Annotated in this window: 14 protein-coding genes and 2 pseudogenes; 9 read left to right on the top strand and 7 right to left on the bottom strand. The window is 68.4% G+C overall.

The window, feature by feature from the left end; translation table 11 throughout:
• Nucleotides 1-7: 7 nt before the first annotated feature.
• From OG878_RS01355 to OG878_RS42140, 3 genes and pseudogenes are all read right to left on the bottom strand, one after another.
• A complete protein-coding gene (locus tag OG878_RS01355) occupies nt 8-1009 on the bottom strand; it encodes an ABC transporter ATP-binding protein (RefSeq protein WP_328885001.1) in 1002 nt (333 codons plus the stop codon).
• Nucleotides 1006-2103, bottom strand: a complete 1098-nt coding sequence (locus OG878_RS01350; protein ID WP_443049220.1) for a dipeptide/oligopeptide/nickel ABC transporter permease/ATP-binding protein — start codon at nt 2101-2103, stop codon at nt 1006-1008. The genes OG878_RS01355 and OG878_RS01350 overlap by 4 nt, the downstream gene beginning before the upstream one ends.
• Before the next feature lie 225 nt (nt 2104-2328).
• A pseudogene (locus OG878_RS42140) lies at nt 2329-2478 on the bottom strand (ABC transporter permease); the annotation flags it as partial.
• 364 nt (nt 2479-2842) lie between these two features.
• Between OG878_RS42140 and OG878_RS01340 the strand changes: the two are divergent.
• A complete protein-coding gene (locus tag OG878_RS01340; RefSeq protein WP_328885000.1) occupies nt 2843-4309 on the top strand; it encodes a chlorohydrolase family protein in 1467 nt (488 codons plus the stop codon).
• A gap of 678 nt (nt 4310-4987) precedes the next feature.
• On the opposite strand, the gene OG878_RS01335 is transcribed toward OG878_RS01340, so the two are convergent.
• Nucleotides 4988-6142, bottom strand: coding sequence for an ROK family transcriptional regulator (locus OG878_RS01335; protein ID WP_328884999.1), 1155 nt, complete (start codon nt 6140-6142; stop codon nt 4988-4990).
• A 525-nt stretch (nt 6143-6667) separates the two neighbouring features.
• On the opposite strand from OG878_RS01335, the pseudogene OG878_RS42135 reads away from it, so the two are divergent.
• Both OG878_RS42135 and OG878_RS01330 read left to right on the top strand, forming a co-directional pair.
• A pseudogene (locus OG878_RS42135) lies at nt 6668-7270 on the top strand (glycoside hydrolase family 3 protein); the annotation flags it as partial.
• 61 nt (nt 7271-7331) lie between these two features.
• Nucleotides 7332-8087 carry a fibronectin type III-like domain-contianing protein gene (locus OG878_RS01330; RefSeq protein ID WP_328884998.1) on the top strand — a complete coding sequence of 252 codons (756 nt, stop codon included), beginning with the start codon at nt 7332-7334 and terminating at the stop codon, nt 8085-8087.
• Nucleotides 8088-8345: 258 nt separating this feature from the next.
• Here OG878_RS01330 and helR read toward each other — a convergent pair whose 3' ends face one another.
• Both helR and OG878_RS01320 read right to left on the bottom strand, forming a co-directional pair.
• Nucleotides 8346-10499 (bottom strand): RNA polymerase recycling motor ATPase HelR, encoded by a 2154-nt coding sequence (helR, locus tag OG878_RS01325; RefSeq protein ID WP_328884997.1) that lies wholly within the window; start codon nt 10497-10499, stop codon nt 8346-8348.
• Between the two features lie 197 nt (nt 10500-10696).
• Nucleotides 10697-11944 (bottom strand): glycosyltransferase, encoded by a 1248-nt coding sequence (locus OG878_RS01320; RefSeq protein ID WP_328884996.1) that lies wholly within the window; start codon nt 11942-11944, stop codon nt 10697-10699.
• Nucleotides 11945-12328: 384 nt separating this feature from the next.
• Here OG878_RS01320 and OG878_RS01315 point away from each other — a divergent pair, with 384 nt between their 5' ends.
• Entirely contained in the window at nt 12329-12967 is a 639-nt protein-coding gene (locus tag OG878_RS01315) for a DUF1707 SHOCT-like domain-containing protein (RefSeq protein ID WP_328891096.1), read from the top strand.
• 824 nt (nt 12968-13791) lie between these two features.
• Here OG878_RS01315 and OG878_RS01310 read toward each other — a convergent pair.
• On the bottom strand, nt 13792-14115 hold the full coding sequence (locus tag OG878_RS01310; RefSeq protein ID WP_328884995.1) for a hypothetical protein: 324 nt from the start codon (nt 14113-14115) through the stop codon (nt 13792-13794).
• 420 nt (nt 14116-14535) lie between these two features.
• Between OG878_RS01310 and OG878_RS01305 the strand changes: the two genes are divergently transcribed.
• From OG878_RS01305 to OG878_RS01285, 5 genes are all read left to right on the top strand, one after another.
• Complete coding sequence (locus OG878_RS01305) at nt 14536-14799, top strand: hypothetical protein (protein ID WP_328884994.1); 264 nt, start codon at nt 14536-14538, stop codon at nt 14797-14799.
• A gap of 2 nt (nt 14800-14801) precedes the next feature.
• Nucleotides 14802-15173: a fic family toxin-antitoxin system, toxin component gene (locus OG878_RS01300; protein ID WP_328891095.1), complete on the top strand. Its 372-nt coding sequence runs from the start codon at nt 14802-14804 to the stop codon at nt 15171-15173.
• Between the two features lie 413 nt (nt 15174-15586).
• Nucleotides 15587-15718, top strand: coding sequence for a hypothetical protein (locus OG878_RS01295; RefSeq protein ID WP_328884993.1), 132 nt, complete (start codon nt 15587-15589; stop codon nt 15716-15718).
• Nucleotides 15719-15853: 135 nt separating this feature from the next.
• Entirely contained in the window at nt 15854-16618 is a 765-nt protein-coding gene (locus OG878_RS01290; RefSeq protein ID WP_328884992.1) for a DUF6292 family protein, read from the top strand.
• A 193-nt stretch (nt 16619-16811) separates the two neighbouring features.
• Nucleotides 16812-17156, top strand: coding sequence for an HIT domain-containing protein (locus OG878_RS01285; protein ID WP_328884991.1), 345 nt, complete (start codon nt 16812-16814; stop codon nt 17154-17156).
• The last annotated feature ends 43 nt before the right edge of the window (nt 17157-17199 follow it).

The following is a 17199-nucleotide window of genomic DNA, read 5'->3' as shown; positions in this document are numbered from 1 at the left end:
GAACGGATCACGGGGTCGTCGGGGCCGGTGCTTCGGCTGCGACATCGGTGTGATGGCAGGCGGTGTCGCTGCTCGGCACACTGTCTGTGCACAGCCGACGGCGTTGCGGGTCCAGCCGAGGATGCACCGGACACCGGGACCGGAACACGCAGCCGCGCGGCGGGTCGGCCGGGCTGGGCAGATCCCCGGACAGCCGGATCCGACCGCTGCGGTCCGCCGCCGGATCCGGTTGGGGGACGGCGGACAGCAGCGCCTGGGTGTAGGGATGTTCCGGAGCGCCGAAAACCCTTGCGGTGTCTCCGTACTCCATGACCTTGCCGAGGTACATCACCGCGATGCGGTCGGCGAAGTGCTGGACCACGGACAGGTCATGGGCGATGAAGAGGTAGGCCACCCCGGTGTCCCGCTGGATGTCCTCGAGCAGATTGATCATCTGCGCCTGCACCGAGACGTCCAGTGCGGACACCGGTTCATCGCAGATGATCAGCTGCGGGTCCAGGGCGAGCGCCCGGGCGATGCCCACACGCTGCTTCTGGCCGCCGGAGAACTCGTACGGGAAGCGGTTGTAGTGGTCGGGGCGCAGACCCACCCGGTCCATCAGATCCCGCACCCTGGCCTTGACGCCGCCGGCCGGTGTGACCCGTTGGGCCAGCAGCGGTGCGGCGATCGCGCTGCCCACGGACTGGCGCGGGTTGAGCGAGGACGAGGGGTTCTGGAAGACCATCTGCACCCGGCGCCGGTACTCCTGCAGGTCCGACCGGCGCAGTTCGGCGATCTCCCGGCCGTCGAGCTGGATGCTCCCGGAAGTGGGCTCCAGCAGCCGCATGAGCAGACGGCCGGTGGTCGACTTGCCGCAACCGGACTCTCCCACCAGACCGAGGGTCTGCCCGGCGTCGATCGAGAAGCTGACGCCGTCAACCACCTTGATCACGCCGCCGGCGGACCGGAAGGCGCGGGAGCGGATCGGGAAGTGCTTGGTCAGGTCGGTGACCTGCAGCAGCGGCGTCATCGGACCACCACTCCGGTCGGTTGCAGGGTCTCCAGGTGGCACCGCGACGCGTGCCCGTCGGGTCCGATCAGCGTCGGCCGGCGTGTACCGCAGGCGTTGTCGGGCACCAGGTGCGCCTTCGGACAGCGGTCCTCGAACAGGCAGCCCTCGGGCAGCGCCAACAGCGACGGCGGGAATCCGGGGATCGGGTTGAGCCGCTCGGTGCGGCTTGCCAGTGCCGGCATCGAAGCCAGCAGTCCCAGGGTGTAGGGGTGTCGCGGGTCGCCGAACAGGTCGGCGACGGTCGCCTGCTCCACGCACCCTCCACCGTACATCACCACGACCTGGTGACAGACCTCGGCGACCACGCCGAGGTCGTGGGTCACCAGGATCACCGAGGTCCCGGTCTCGTCCTGCAGCTCATTGAGCAGATCGAGTATCTGGGCCTGCACGGTGACGTCGGGAGCGGTGGTGGGTTCGTCGGCGATCAGCAACTCGGGTTCGCAGACCAGCGCCATGGCGATCATCGCGCGCTGCCGCATGCCGCCGGAGAACTCGTGCGGGCACGCCGAGTAACGGCGGCTCGGGTCGGGAATCCCGACCCGGCCGAGCATATCGACGGCGACCCGCGCCGCTGCCTTCCTGGACACGTCGTTGTGCACCCGGTAGGCCTCGGCGATCTGCACCCCGACGGGGTGGAACGGGTGCATCGCCGACAGCGGGTCCTGGAAGATCATCGCGATCTTCTTGCCACGGTAGGCACGCATCTGCGCCTCGGTGATCTGCCTGAGAACGATGCTTCGGTGCGAGGCCCCGTAAGCCTGGGCGGCCTCGACGAATTCCTGCTGCCGGATGGACAGCACCTGGCCGCGCACGATTCTGGCCAGGTACGCCCAGCCGAAGAATCCGAGAATGATCACCAGTGAGGCGATCGGCACCAGGCTCCCCGAATCGAGTGCGGTGCCACGCGGCCGGGACTGCATGATCGGGGTCAGCGACAGCACCAACAGCAGGTGCGGGAAGGCCAGGAACAGATCCATCACTCGGCTGATCACCATGTCGACCTTGCCGCCGAAGTATCCGGCGGCGGCGCCGAGCACGGTGCCCAGCACCACCGACACCACCGTGGACAGCAGTGCGATGGTCAGAGAGATTCTTGCGCCGTAGGCCATGCGGGCGAAGACGTCGCGCCCGAGCCCTGGTTCGAGGCCGAGCCAGTGCTCGCCGGACGGGAAGCGGTAGTACGACAGCGGCAGACCGGGCGTGTCGAAGGCGTCCAGGAAGTCCGGTCCGGTCCGGGCGGTGAACGGATCCGATCCCTCGATGGCCACCAACACCGGGGCCAGGACCGCGAACAGCACCATCAGGGCCACCACGACCAGCGCGGCGACGGCGACCCGGCTGCGCCGAATGCGAAGCCACGCCGTGCCCAGCAGCGACCGCGCGGTGGCGATCTCCGCGGCGGGCCTGCCTTCGACCGTGGCGGCCACGGATTCCGGTGAAGACAGGGTGGCCACCTGCCCGTCGGGGGACGCCGGTGCGCTGGCGCGCCGCGTCCGGCTCGGTGACTCATGTGGATCCGGCACGTCAGTCCTTCGGTGCTCGGGGGGAGTGGGTGGCCAGAATGGTATACCAAGATTGGTGGTCCTCAGTAGGGTGTTGTGACATCCGGTTCATCCCTGCCACCCGGAGTCTGGTCGCACTATTTCCCATGTGGTGGAGGGGTTATGGTCGCGCAGGGGATCGCTGGCTGTAACAGATGAGCCTCTCAGTGGAGGGGTTTGGGGGCCCGCACCTGAGGTATCGATGGCCGGTTCGCCAACTTGGTGTACCAAATGTGAGAGGGATGTGCCGATGAAGATCTTGGTGACCGCTTCCTGGGTGATCGCGCACGACGGACGCTCGCACGTGGAGATCCCGGACGGCGCCGTGTTGATCGACGGCGACACCGTCGTCGATGTGGGCGAGCGCGCCGAACTCGACCGGCACCACGCCGACGAACGCATCGACCTCGGTGACGCGGTGATCACGCCCGGCCTCATCGACCTGGACGCCCTCACCGACATCGACCACCTGATCCTGGACTCCTGGGCGTCCCCGGAGCCGGCCGCCGGCTTCACATGGTCGACCGAGTACTTCCATGCGCCCCGGGCGGTGTTCGACGCCGCGCAACGGCGAGCGGTGCGTGAGTACGCGCTGGCCCAGCTTGCCCTGCGCGGCATCACCAGCTACATGCCGATCGCCTCCGAGGTGCACAGCGACTGGGCGGAGACCTACGAGGACTTCGTGGCGATGGCCGAGGTGTCCACGCGGCTGGGTCTACGCGCCTTCCTCGGACCGTCGTTCCGGTCCGGGGTCAACGTGATCGGCGTCGACGGCAAGCGCACCGTGAAGTTCGACGAGGGGGTAGGCCGGCGGGGTCTGGCCGACGCGCTGCGGTTCCTGGACCACACCGCGCAGCTCGCCGATCCTCTGGTGACCGGCGTGCTACTCCCTTGCCGGATCGAGACCCTGACCCCCGACCCGCTCCGCGACGTCGCCCGCGCCGCGCATCAACGAGGCGCGCTGGTACGCCTGCACGCCCTGCAAGGTCTGTCGGAGCGCGACTACATCCAACGCACCTACGGATGCACCCCGCTGCAACTGATCGCCGATACCGGTCTGTTGTCCGACCGGCTGATCGTTCCCCACGGGGTGGTGCTCGACGTGCATCCGGAGGTGCTCGGCAGCGACACCGGAGATGTCGAGGTGCTGGCTGACGCCGGCGTCTCGATCGTGCACTGCCCGCTGACCAACGCCCGGTATGCCCACCACCTGCACACGTTCGCCGGGTACCGGGCACAGGGGGTGAACCTGTGCCTGGGCACGGACTCCTTCCCGCCGGACCTGATCCGGGGAATCGACGTCGGCACCCAGGTCGCCAAACTCCAGGCCGGCGATCTGGGCCAAGGCCATCTCACCGGTTACTTCGAGGCGCTCTGGACCGGTGGGGCGACAGCGCTGCACCGGCCGGACCTCGGGCGTCTGGCGGCAGGGGCCACCGCCGACCTGGCGGCATTCGCCCTGGACGACTTCGGCATGGGCGTCACGGAGGATCCGCTGCGCACCCTGGTGCTCAACGGCACCGCGCGCGATGCCGTCCTGACCATGGTCGCGGGCAAGGTGATCATGTGCGACGGCTTGATCCCCGGTGTCGATCTCACCGCGCTGAGACGAGCCGGTCAGCAGCTGTTCGATGTGATGCGCGCGGCCTACCCGGAGCGCGACCATCGGCGGCGCACGGTGGGCGAGCTCTTCCCGCCGGTATTCCCGGTGTCGTAGCAGGGGGCGGCGAATGGTGCGTCGGATGCTTCGTGAGCTGCGGTGTTGACGGTCTGGGGGAGGGGCAGGCGCCGGCCCATCGGGCCGGCCATGGCCTGTTCGACGAGGTGACGCCCGGTGCGTGGAGTGCTTCCGGCCCTATCGGCCATCCGACGTCGGTCGTGTGGTCCGGGACCCTGTGGTGCCGACACCGGATGACCTGTCGGCGTTCCGCGTGGACGGGACGCCTCTGCACCCCTCCAGGTCAGCTGATCGACCTGCCGGTCCCGGTCATGCTGCCGCCGAAGGTTGAGGCGGTCACACCCACGTCAGCAGCCGAACACGCGCCGGAGAAGTAGGCACAACGTGCATACGGAGGGTCCGCGACAACCGTCGCCGCCCGGAAGCCGGAGCTCGAGGCCACGTGGCATGCTTCGGCTCGGCGTACCCACCTTGGTTCTCGGCTGCTGGGCCGAATTCCAGTCCCTCGGCGTTTCGGAGTTGCGGGCGCGGTCCGCCCAGCACGTCGGCGTCGGCGTTCTCGCGCTGCTCCGCCCCGGCGGGCAACCACTGGCCGTGCAGTCCTGCTCGTGGCAGACCGGAGACGTTCCGGATCGAGTTCAACCGGCCGGGGACGCGGGGGCGTCGGGCGACACCGCAGGCCTTTCGGCACGGCGGACGCAGGGGAGAGTTCGCCGGTCAGCGCGGCACCAGAGTCATGGCGAGCTGGAGTGCACCCATCAGTTCGGCACGGATCCCGAGCGAAGCCGGGACGATGTCGAGGCAGGCGACGGTCGCAGGCTGGGCATGCCGGTGCACCGCTGTGGTGATTCCCTCGATGAACGCGCTGCCGGAGGCGCCGAGTTCACCGCCGATGATCAGCGCCGCGGGGTTGAGGAGATTGCAGAGCACGGCGAGGATGCCGCCGAGGGTCCGGCCGGCGTCGTCCAGGATGCGCCGGGTGATGTGGTCGTCCGCATGCCCGAGGCGGAGCAGACCGGATTCCACGTTGGGATGGGTGTGGGATATCTGTGCATCGAGGGACGTGACGGACACGACCGTCTCCAGACAGCCGCGGTTGCCGCAGCGGCACATCTCGGTGTGCCCGGGCAGGGGGGTGTGCCCGATCTCTCCGGCCAGACCCAGTGAGCCACGGTACGGCTGGCCGCCGACGACCAACCCCGCGCCGATCCCGTGCGATGCCTTGATGTAGAGGAAGTCGGCGTGGCGACGGCCGGCGCCGAGGTGCATCTCGCCGTAAGCGCCGAGGACCGCGTCGTTCTCGACGTGTACCGGGACGTCGAGCCGTCGCTCCAGCTCCTGACGGGGGGCGAGGCCCACCCAGCTCGACAGGATCGTGGGAGAGCGCACGAGACCGGTGTCGATGTCGAGCGGGCCGGGGACTCCGGCCACGATCGCGGCCGGGTCGTCGACCCCCTGGGAGCTGCGGAGTTCGTCGAGCAGCCGCACGGCCAGGTCGATCGCCTCGGTCGCCCGCAGATCGACGTCGAGGACCATGTGCTCCTCGGCGAGGGGGCGGCCGAGGGAGTCGGCGAGCGCGACGTTGATGTGGTTGTGACCGAAGTCGATGGCAGCCACGGGGGCCTGCCGCGCCGCGGCGCGGAGTACGGCCGCGGGCCGGCCACTGCCCGAGCCGGGGCCCTTGACTTCCGCTTCCGCCTCGGTGACGCGCCCCTCGGCGAGGAGCCGGGTCACGGCGTGGTTGACCGTACTGCGCGGCAAACCGGTCAGTTTCACAAGCTGGGCGCGGGTCATGCTGCTGCCGGACCGGATGAGCCGGAAGACGTCCTCGCGCGTCCGGTCCCGTGGTGAGGCGCTCGCTGACGCTGTCATAGGCGGATCCTAGGGCATCGCGCCGCCGATTCAAGGAGCTGTCGAACAATTGAACAGCTAATGATTGGCCGTAAATTCTTGAAAAATCATGGTTTTTTTGTCATTGACGCATCCAAAACATGCTCCTTAAGGTCAAGCCGTTCACCCACCAGCCCAACCCCCCACCTGGGAAACGCTGTGCACAGAGGACTGGCCCTTTGATGCATCTCTCCACCCATTCCCAGCCCAAGGTGCGACGGGGCCGTGCTACGGCCATAGCCGCCGCCACAGCCGTCGTTGCCGCTCTCGTGGTCACCGGAGCGCCCGCGGTGTCCGCGGCTACGACCGACCCCAACCCGGGCTCACTGGAACTGAAGAACGCCGCGCTCTCCCGCGAGGCCGCCACGCAGGGCATGGTGCTCCTGGAGAACCACAGGCGCTTCCGATCGCCAAGTCGGGCAACGTCGCGGTCTTCGGTGTCGGGGCCCACAAGACCGTCAAGGGCGGCACGGGCTCGGGCAACGTCAACAACCGTTACACGGTCTCCGCACGTCAGGGTCTGGAGAACGCGGGATACCAGGTCACGACGAGCGAAGCGTACTGGTCCGCGATGACGCAGGCTACGACGCCAAGTACAGCAACAGCTCCAGCAGCACCTATGGCCAGAGCGTCGACTACTCCTCCGTCGAGCAGCCCCTGTCGGCCGAATCCGCCAAGCCCTCGGCCCAAACGGACACCGCAGTCTTCGTCCTGGCCCGCAACTCCGGTGAGGGTGCGGACCGTTCGCCCGGTGCGGGCGACTACCTGCTCACATCGACCGAGCGTGCCAACATCAAGCTCCTCGGCCAGACCTGCAAACGCGTCATCATCGCGCTGAACACCGGCGGGATCGTGGACACCACATTCTTCAAGGAGATCAACGCCGAGACGAAGGGCCCCGACGGCGGGACTGCACTCGACGCGATGCTGCTGATGAGCCAGGCCGGTCAGGAGAGCGGCAACGCCCTGGTCGAGGTACTGAACGGCACCGTCGTTCCGTCCGGCAAGCCCACCGACACCTGGGCGTCCGCCTGCTCCCACTACCCGGCCGCCTCGACGTTCGCCAAGAACGACGGGGACCCTCTGACCGAGCAGTACAGCGAGGGCATCTACGTCGGCTACCGGTACTTCGACTCGCTCTACAAGAAGATCGACCCGGCCGATCCTGCGAGTGTGGTCAAACTACCCGTTCGGCTATGGGCAGCCGTTCGCGTCCTTCGACATCAAGGCGCAGCGCGTCCAGGCCGACGCCCGCACCGTGAAGGTCACGGCGAAGGTGACCAACACCAGCCGCACCTACGGTGGCGAGGAGGTCGTGCAGGTCTACGTCTCCGCGCCGCAGACCGGGCTCGACAAGGCGTACCAGCAGCTCACCGGCTACGTGAAGACCGACGCCCTGGCGCCGGGCCAGTCGCAGACGGTGACGATCAACTTCGACACCGCCTCGCTCGCCTCCTACGACGAATCCCGCACCGTCTATGTGCTGGACGCGGGCGAGCTGGGTGGCCTCACCCTCTCCGTCACCGGCGGTACGACCGTGACGACGACCGTCGACCAGAACACGGACCTGTCCCAGGTGCCGCAGTCCGGTGAGACCGTCACGGACGCGATGAACAACCAGGTGTTCACGCCGAACGCCACGTTCACCTCCGTGGACAGCGCGTACCGGGCCTACCCCGTCCAGGGCTACAACCTGCGCCTGGGCGACCTGCAGCGCAGTGCGATCCGCGTGCTGACCACCGCGGCGCAGAGCTCTTCGTTCGAGGAGCTCGCAGGCCCGCAGGGCGTGCACGGCATCACGGTGAAGCCGTACACCGCCCAGTTCAAGGACCTGGAGCCCGCGGTCACCACGGACAAGAGCACCGTGGCGAAGCCGTCGGACGACAAGCACTCCGGCAACCAGCACGGTCGGCACTCGGCTCACTGACCTGCCATGGCGACGGCGGTAACCACCTCAGCTCCGTCGCCGCCGGTGGTCCGGAAGCGCAACCCACGCACCGGTTCCGGCACCAGCACCGAACGGGGCCTTCGTCTTTACCCCACAGGCGACGGCCCTCCGCCGTCGTGGCAGCCCCGTATCCCGCACGGAGCGCTCGCCACGTCCCGCATCCGTCGTGATCGCCGACGGCGCACCCGTCGTGATCGCCGACGGCGACTGTCCCGGCAGGCGTTCGTCCGGCCGACGTCAGGAGCTCGTGAGGACGACGAGTTGCTGGGTCGCCCGGGTCATCGCGACATAGCGGTCGACCGCTCCTTCGATGCCCTGGCCGAACGTCTCCGGGTCGATGAGGACGACCAGGTCGAACTCGAGCCCTTTCGAGAGCTCAGGGGTGAGCGACCGGACCCGGGACGTCGTCCGGAACGCGGGGTCGCCGATGACGCAGGCGATCCCGTCGGCATGTGCGGCGAGCCAGGTGTCGAGGATCGAGTTCAGATCCGAAACGGATCCATGCACGACGGGGACGCCGCTGCTGCGAATGGAGGTCGGCACGTTGGCGTCCGGGAGCACGTCCCGGATCACCGGCTCGGCCTCCGCCATGACTTCTTCCGGCGTCCGGTAGTTGATGCTCAGGGAGGCCAGGTTGATCCGGTCGAGCCCGATCCGCTCGAGCCGTTCCTGCCACGACTCCGTGAACCCGTGCCTGGCCTGGGCACGGTCCCCGACGATGGTGAAGCTCCGGGACGGGCACCGCAGCAGCAGCATCTGCCACTCCGCGTCGGTCAGTTCCTGGGCCTCGTCCACGACGATGTGCGCGAACGGGCCGGCGAGCAGGTCCGGTTCGACGCTGGGCAGTGCGGTCTCGTCGACCAGGGCGTCCTGCAGATCCTGTCCGCGCAGCATCCCCACCGCGCCTTCGCTCTCGTCGATCACGATGTTCTGCAGCAGGCCGTCGATGACATCGGCCCTGCGCGCGCGTTCGGCGGCGACAGAGGCGTCGTGCCGACGCTTGCGCAGCGAGGCCTCCGGGTCGCCGAGCCGCTGCCGTGCCGCGTCCAGGAGCGGCAGATCGGACACCGTCCAGGCCTGGGCGTCCCCGCGCTGCAGCTTCTGAACGTCATCGGGGCTGAGCCAGGGAGCGCACATCCGTAGATAGGCGGGTACCGACCACAGGTCTCCCACGACGTCGGCCGCCTCGAGCAGCGGCCACGCGCGGTCGAAGGTCGTGAGCAGTTCCCTGTTCTGCCGCAGCGACTTGCGGAGCAGGTCGGCCGGGACGTCGCCGTCGTGCTTGTCGACCAGGATCGTGAGCAGCTCCTCCCAGACCTGGTCGCGCGCCTCGTTGTGCGGAGTACCGGGCTCCGCCGCTTCGAACGCCACGGCCCAATCGTCGGTGCTCAGCCTGATGTCGGACCAGTGGGTCGTGACCGTCATCCCCTTGCTGGGCGGCTCCTCATAGAACCTGACGGTCGTCTCGATCGCCTTCACCAGGTTCGCGGACGACTTCAGGGCGGCCACGTCCGGGTCGGCCTCGACCGCTGCTGCGGCTCCCTCGGTGACGAGGTCCCGCAGCGTGCAGGTCTGCACGCCCTCCTCTCCGAGGCTGGGGAGGACATCGGCCACGTAGGCCAGGTAGGGCCGGTGCGGGCCGACGAACAGCACACCGCCCCGACGGTGACCGAGGCGAGGGTCGGAGTAGAGGAGGTAGGCGGAGCGGTGCAGAGCGACGACGGTCTTCCCCGTGCCCGGACCGCCGTCCACGACGAGAGCGCCTGGGGAACCCGCCCGGATGATGGCGTCCTGGTCGGCCTGGATGGTGCCGAGCACGTCTCGCATCCGTGCCGACCGGTTGCTGCCCAGGCTGGCGATGAAAGCGGACTGGTCGTCGAGCGCGGCGTGCCCGGCGAACCCGTCCGAGTGGAACACCTCGTCCCAGTAGTCGTTGATCCGGCCGCGGGTCCAGCGGTACCTGCGGCGACTTGTCAGGCCCATCGGGTTGGCGTGGGTGGCTCCGAAGAATGGCTCAGCCGCGGGGGAGCGCCAGTCGAGCAGCAGCCGACGACCCGCGCTGTCCGTAAGGCCGAGCCGTCCGACGTACAGGGGCTCGGGGCTGTCCGCGCCGACCATGTGTCCGAGGCACAGGTCCAGACCGAAGCGACGCAGTGCGCGGAGGCGAGCGGTCAGCCGGTGGATCTCCACGTCCCGGTCCAGCGCCTGCCGGCCTGCGCCGCCGGGCGCCCTGCGCTCGGCATCGAGGCGGTCGGACAGGTCGGCGATCGACTGCTCGAGGCACTCGGCGATGGCCGCGAAGTGCTGCTCGTCACCGGCGATCAGCGTCGGGTCGGCCTTGGGGGAGAGGTGGTCGGGAAGGTCGAACGCACGGGTGGTCAAAGGCTTCACATCAGCTCCGAATCGAGGTCGCTCGCGACCATTGCGTACAGCGAGGCGTCGGGACCGGCGTCATCAGCCTGGTGCCCATGACGGGCAACGCTCCGCCTGACGTGGACACCGTGGGCGTTGCCGGTTCTGGTCGCCGGGGTTCTGCGGGTTCTGCGGGTTCTCGTACTCCGGGTCCCGGCTCGGCGATCCCGCGTGGTTCACGCGGACATGGGCGGCCGTTCCTGGCCGACCGCGTCGAGCAGCAGTTTCGCGGCCACCGTCGCGCCGTCGGCGCGGATCGTGCCGGCCACGGCCGTCGCCCGTGCGTGGGTCTCGGGGGTCAGGGCCGTCTCGAGCGCCGCCGACAGGGACTCGAAGGTCGGAGTCGGACCTTCGTGTGCCGCGCCGATGCCCAGGTCGGCCACGCGGCCGGCCCAGTACGGCTGGTCCGCGATCTGGGGTACCACCACCTGGGGCGCGCCGGCCCGGGCGGCCGTCGTCGTCGTGCCCGCGCCACCGTGGTGCACGACGGCGGCCACCCGACGGAACAGCGCCTGCTGGTTGATCTCGCCGACGGTGAAGCAGTCCTCCTGGTCGTCGATCGGGGCCAGGTCGGCCCAGCCGCGCGAGACGAGTGCGCGGCGGCCCTGCGTGCGGACCGCCTCGACGGCCGCCCGGGTGATGTCCTCGGAGTCGCGCAGGGGCATGCTGCCGAAGCCCACGTACACCGGGGGTGTGCCGGCGTTCAGGAACGTCTCCAGCTCGGCCGGCAGCGGGCGTTCGTCGGGCCGGATCCATACGCCGGTCTGCACGACGTCGAGGTCCGCCGGTTCCGGCCACGGGCCCAGGACCGGGTCCGCCGCCAGCCAGGGCCGGTCGGTGAAGACGTGGTCGCGGACGTTGTCCACCGGTGGCAGGCCGATCGACGCCCGGTGGGTGTTGAACGCCTCGCCGAACAGCGCGTTCATGTTTTCGGTGTTCAGGTCCCACAGCACCCGGTTGTCGGTCACCTCCAGTGGGAGCGGCCGACCCGGCCACGCGAGGGGCGGGTGGTGCGGAGACGGCAGGTAGGTCGGAAAGCAGGCCACGAACACGTAGGGGATGCCCAGCTTCTCGGCCACCGACCGCGCGCCGGCCGCGGCCGGAATCAAGCCGGTGGCCACCACCGCATCACAACCCTCGGCCACCGCGGCGACCGTGTCGTACGTCGCGGCGATCAACGCGGCCGCGCGCTGGGGCAGGCCCTCCGCCGGCAGCGGCGCCGCCCCGGTCGTGTTTCCTTTCACCATCGGTCGCACCGGCAGGCCGATCGGCGCCAACGGGACGCCGACACCCTCCAAAAGTTCCGCGAAGTCCGGCGGCGCGCACACCTGCACCTCCGCGCCGAGTGCCCGCAACTGCACCGCGAGTCCCACCACCGGTTCGACGTCCCCGCGCGACCCGTACGCCACCAACAACACACGCATTTCGCGATTCTCATTTCCGCAGGTTCTGGCTTCGGCCGACGATTCTGCGGCATGACCCGGGCCTTGCGGCAAGCCCCCCCGTGCGCTATAAGTTGAGAGTGGCGAGGAGTGGGTGCTTTCTTTGTCTTTCATCGTCCACGATGGGCGGACAACCTTCTCGCGAAGCGGCGATGCGCCGCGTACGACGTGACCGTCGGACCAGAAGGATTTCCCACGGGCCCACGGATGCATCTCGGGTCGACTCCACGATCGTTCGCGCGCATCAGTATGCGCCCGCCGCCCGCCGATGCGAGCTGTCCCCGGTCCGCGTGTACGCCGACAGACACGCGCTCTGTCGTGATCAGTGACCTTGCGGGACTCAGGGCTGTCCACAAGAATGCGGGCATGACGGGTGAACTCAGGCCGGCTGGTGACTCTTCCGGTCACGGCACACGGCCCGAGTTGCGGGCATCGGACCGAGACCGGGACCAGGTTGTAGAGATCCTGCAGGTGGCCGCAGGCGACGGTCGGCTCACTGCGGCTGAGCTGGACGAGCGCTTGGACGCTGCATTGTCCGCCCGCACCATTGGCGACCTGGAGCGACTGACCGCCGACCTGCCCTCGGAGGGAATGCCCCCACAAGCCAGAGATCTGATCCGGATCGACCAGCGGTTCGGCGATGTCACACGCACCGGCCGCTGGCTGGTTCCGCGCCGCATGGAAATCAGGCTGATGTTCTGCGAAGCGAAGCTCGACTTCACCGATGCGGTGATCACCCACAACACCCTTCACATCGACGTCGACCTGCGAGTCGGGGGAAACCTGGTCCTGATCACCAGGCCAGGGATCGAAGTCGACACTGACGACCTGGAGCGCAGCAGCGGCGACATCAAGATCCGGCCTGCAACCGGCCCTGGCACTCCCCTTGCCCTGCGTGTGCAACTGGCCGGGCAGTCCCGTGGAGGCGACATCATCGCCCGACCCCCGCGACGGAAGTTCTCGGAGTGGCTGCTCCGTCGCACGCCGAGCGGCATCGGCCGCTGAGCGCGGGTTCTCAACACGCGCTGGGCTCGTCCTTCACCTTCCGTCTGCATCGTATGGCGGTGATGGTTGCTTCCGGACGGCGTCGAACCGGGTGATGATCCGGCGGAGTTCGCGTGCGTTTCGATGTGACATGGCCTGCACCACGGTGTCGAGGAGAGCGCGGGCTTCGAGAGGATTGTCGCAGCAGTACCGGTGCACGTTTCCCCACTCGTCGTCGTGCCACAGCTGGCGTTCGGGACGGTGGACGTAGTTCCTCCACAAGCCCACGGCCGCGTTGACGTCTCCGGGCTGCAGATAGTTGCGGGTGCGCTCGAGACGGGAGATCTCGGACAGCGCTCGCGAGGACAAGCCGTCGATGACTGGCTTTGCGTCCGGTGTTCGGTGGCGGAAGATGCCGGCCCGGATGATTCCCGGCCGTCTACGCGGCATGGACCTTTCGGTTCGTCGTCATGCCGTACATGGTGCCACGATCTCGAATGATGTCTCGAACGGGTTTGCTCGGCCGGGGATTTGCCGCACGTGCGGGCGGTCTCCGTCCGATCATGCGCGCGATCCGCCTGGGGCCCGCCGACGACGCGACCGCCGGCCGATGCTGGGCGTCACCCCTGTCGCCCGGGTGTCTGGGAGCCTTCCGTCGAGCTTTCACCCACCGCGCCGCCTGACTGGAGTACTGCGGCGAACTCCGGCTGGTCGAAGGAACTTTGATCAGAGCGAAGGCCGAGTGCCTTTCCGGGGACCGCGAGGCAGCGGCCGTCCGGTTGTGGTTCTCCGGGACAAGCGCCGCCGACGGCGAGGGCGTCGACGAGATCCGTGGACGTACAAACTTACGGACGCGCCGGCAACGTCTTCGGCAGGACTTCGTATCCCGCGAGGCAGAGCCTGAGGCGGCACTGGTCCTCGGCCTCGACGAACACCTGCTGCCCCCAGTGGGTCGTGAGGCGGTCCGCGACATCGACCAATCGACGGCGATCTTCCGGCGTGTATGCCGGGAAACACGCCCAGCCCTGGTCGGCGATCTTGTCGCCGAGTTCACTGAACAACACAGCCCGGAAGCGCTGCTCTTCCTCATCGGTCAGTGGTGTGGCAGTGCCCTCCGCAGGCCGCAACCGGACGTTGTAGAGGTCTCGTATCACTGTGCGGCTCGCCATCTGCTCAAGGTCTGTTCGCGAGAGCTTACCGAGCCACGTGTGACGACATCGCTTGGGTGGACGTTGGTACGAAGCGGGCGAAGTGCCCATGCGCGGCTCGTGCCCCAGTCGGGCCGAGTGCGCCCACCAACCGGACGTTGATCGTCACTCGTCGCTCCGGCTGCCGACGCCCTGCTCGTCATATCCGTCCTCGGCGTGCTCGGCACGACGACCCGGGCGCGAGACGGTCGCGTGACCGGCCGGGCTGCGCGCAGCCGATTTCACATCGCGCGGGTTGATCGAAATAACTATAACCCTCATGCGTTACGATGTCGGGCGGCACTGTCCCTCCGGGTGCGTGGACGCGCGGACCGATGCGGCTCTGCTGTCAGATCGCCTGAGCCCTCGCCCTGGCTGCTACCACCCTGCTACCTTTGCGGTATGAGCAGCCCGAAGAAGCAGACGCAGCTGAGGCTGGAGCCCGACGTCCTTGCCGCAGGCAAGGATGCGGCGGCCGCCCGCGGCCTCGACTTCAACCAGTACGTGCAGCGCCTCATTGCCGAAGACACCACCGGTGCCCGTGCGGCCGGTATGGCCGCAGCTCAGCGCCTCATCGACGCCCATGGCGGCTTCCTCGACGACCTGGAAGCCGACCTCGACGCGCGGCGCGCTCCCGCACGGGCCCCCCGGGGCGCCGCTGCGTGAGCATGTCCCTGCATGTCGATCTCTCCTGGATTCTGGAAGTAGCCCAGCGTGCCGGCCACCGCGACCCTGCGCCCGACGATCTCGGGGTGCCCATAGCCGCAGTCGCCCGCCATCGAGCCGAACTGCTCGAACAGCCCGTGTACGGAGGTCCGTACGCCCGCGCTTCCGCCCTGGTGCACACGCTCGGTCGCTGCCGATGGCTCGAGCGCTCCAACCTGACCGTCGCCTGCGCCGCCGCCGTCATGTACCTCAATGCCAGCGGTATCCCGGTGGACCCCACCCGTGAGCAACTCGCCGCCTTGGCTGAGGAGTTGTACGATCCGCGCTGCACTGCGGCCCGCATTGCGGACCAGTTGCGCAGCTGGCGTCCCTGAAACCACTGGTATCCGCCCGGCGCTCCGAGGTGAACCCGTGAGGCCTGCGCCGGTGGGGCGCCGGGGGTATGTGCAAGACCTGCGCCCAATCCGTCGAAGCCGGTGCCAAGGGTGCCGGCCTTCTGAAAACACGCACTCCGCAGGGGAACGCGAGCGTGTTGTAATGCAAGCAGGTTATTGTTGTATTGAGGGCATGGTTGTGGTGGCGCGCCGGCACCGAACGCTCCCCCACACCAGGAGACCCCCGGTGCCGGGCGATGCCGACCATCATGTCCAGGACCTCGAGTCCGCCGTGTTGCCGACGTCCGTGGCTGCGGCGGATGCGGCGCCGACCCGGACGATCCGTACTCGTCGTCCTGCCCGCTGGACGTCTCAACCATGCAGCGCCCGCCCCGTGATGGAGAACGAACAAGATGATTCGTGCCGGACGACTCGCGTGCGTACAGACCATGGCCGATCTGGCCGCCCAGCTGGGCATGCCGCTCGGCACCTTCCGCAACAGGAAGCCGCACGCCCAGCCCGGACACCCCGCCCCGATCAGCTGACCCACGTCCAGGGCGCTGCTGTGGGACAGCGAGCAGACCGCCGCCTTCTACTTCGGCAACCCCGTCCCGGCCCTGCTGTACACCGACGACGACGAGGACCTGCTGGACCGCCATGAAGCGGCCGCCGAGCTCGGTGTGGCCGCGGGCACCTGGAACAAGTACAAGAGCGACCCGAGCCTGTCCGAGCACGTCGTCCTGGTCCCCGACGAGGACGGTACGGAGCACTGGCCGCGGCGCATCGTCCGCACGTTCAAGGCCAACCGTCCCGGCCGCGGTGCCGGCGGCGGCCGCCGCACCGGCAGCGGCGACATGATCCCGCGCGACGAGATCCTGCCCCGCATCGCCGAGCTGCTCGACCACAACCCGGCGATCACACTCACCGAAGTTGCCGACATCCTGGGCATCACGAAGTTCCCCACAGCCCAGGCCGGGCTCGCGCAGGTGCGCGCCCGGCGGATCGCCGACCTCATCGTGGCGGATCCCGCGCTCACCCCGCTCCAGGCCGCCGAGCGCCTCGCATACCCCACCGTCACCCACCGCGGCGCCGTAGCGATTGCCGAGACAGAACTGCGCGGCCGCCGGGTCCGTCCCTACGTGCAGCAGGTCGCCGATGCGCTGGCCGAGGCGGGCATCGCCGAGCCGGTCCAGGTGGAGATGCGGCAGCTGGACAACGAGCACCTGGCGGCCGCAATCCCGCTCACCGCCGCGCAGGCGACGCCAGTACTGGTGTGGGACGAACGGTTCGGATGGCGTACCGCGACCAGCCGACGCCACCCGATCGGCAGGAACCACACCAGCGCTCCCGAAGGTGAGGGCATCCACTACCTCGGCGACGGCATCCGACCGAAGCCGGCTGAGCTGCTCAGGGCACTCGCGTCCGCTCGGAACGCAGGACGCTGATCCACGGACAGGAGCAGGAGGAGCGGTACGAACGCCCACGCGAACCTCGGATCGCGGAAGATGGCTTCGCTCGATCTGCGCGACAGTGTTCGTCAAAGGCCTCCAGCAACAGTTGGCGATCAACATGTCCGCGAACGTTCACGAGAATTGACGGTAGTGGGTGTCTCCTGGGGCCGGCCCGTAGGGTGCGCGCATGGACAAGCCCGATTGGTATTGCGACGAGGTCATACCCCGCAGGGTCGAGGTCGACGCGGTGCTCGAGACCGAGAGCGTGTTGGCATTTCGCCCACCAATCCCTGGTTTCGGGAGAGAGCACGTCATCGTGGTGCCAAAGCAGCATGTGCGTTCCCTGCTGGAGCTGGATGCTGCTTCGGGGGCCCACCTGTTGGAGGTTGTCCAGGTTGTTGCGAAAGCGGTCGTCGAACGGCACGGAGGCTGCCAGGTGCTGACGACGTTGGGCGATGAACAGCACAACCGGCATCTTCATCTGCACATTGCTGTAGGAGACGGGGTGGCCCGGTTCGTTCCCCGCAAGTAGCCAGGCAGCCAGCGGTGGCTGCCGGTTTGCGTCCCGGACGTCT

Source organism: Streptomyces sp. NBC_00316, from assembly GCF_036158715.1.
In the GTDB taxonomy this organism is placed as follows: domain Bacteria; phylum Actinomycetota; class Actinomycetes; order Streptomycetales; family Streptomycetaceae; genus Streptomyces.
The sequence above is the reverse complement of the archived record's forward strand: the minus strand, read 5'-3'. Positions and strand labels throughout refer to the sequence as shown.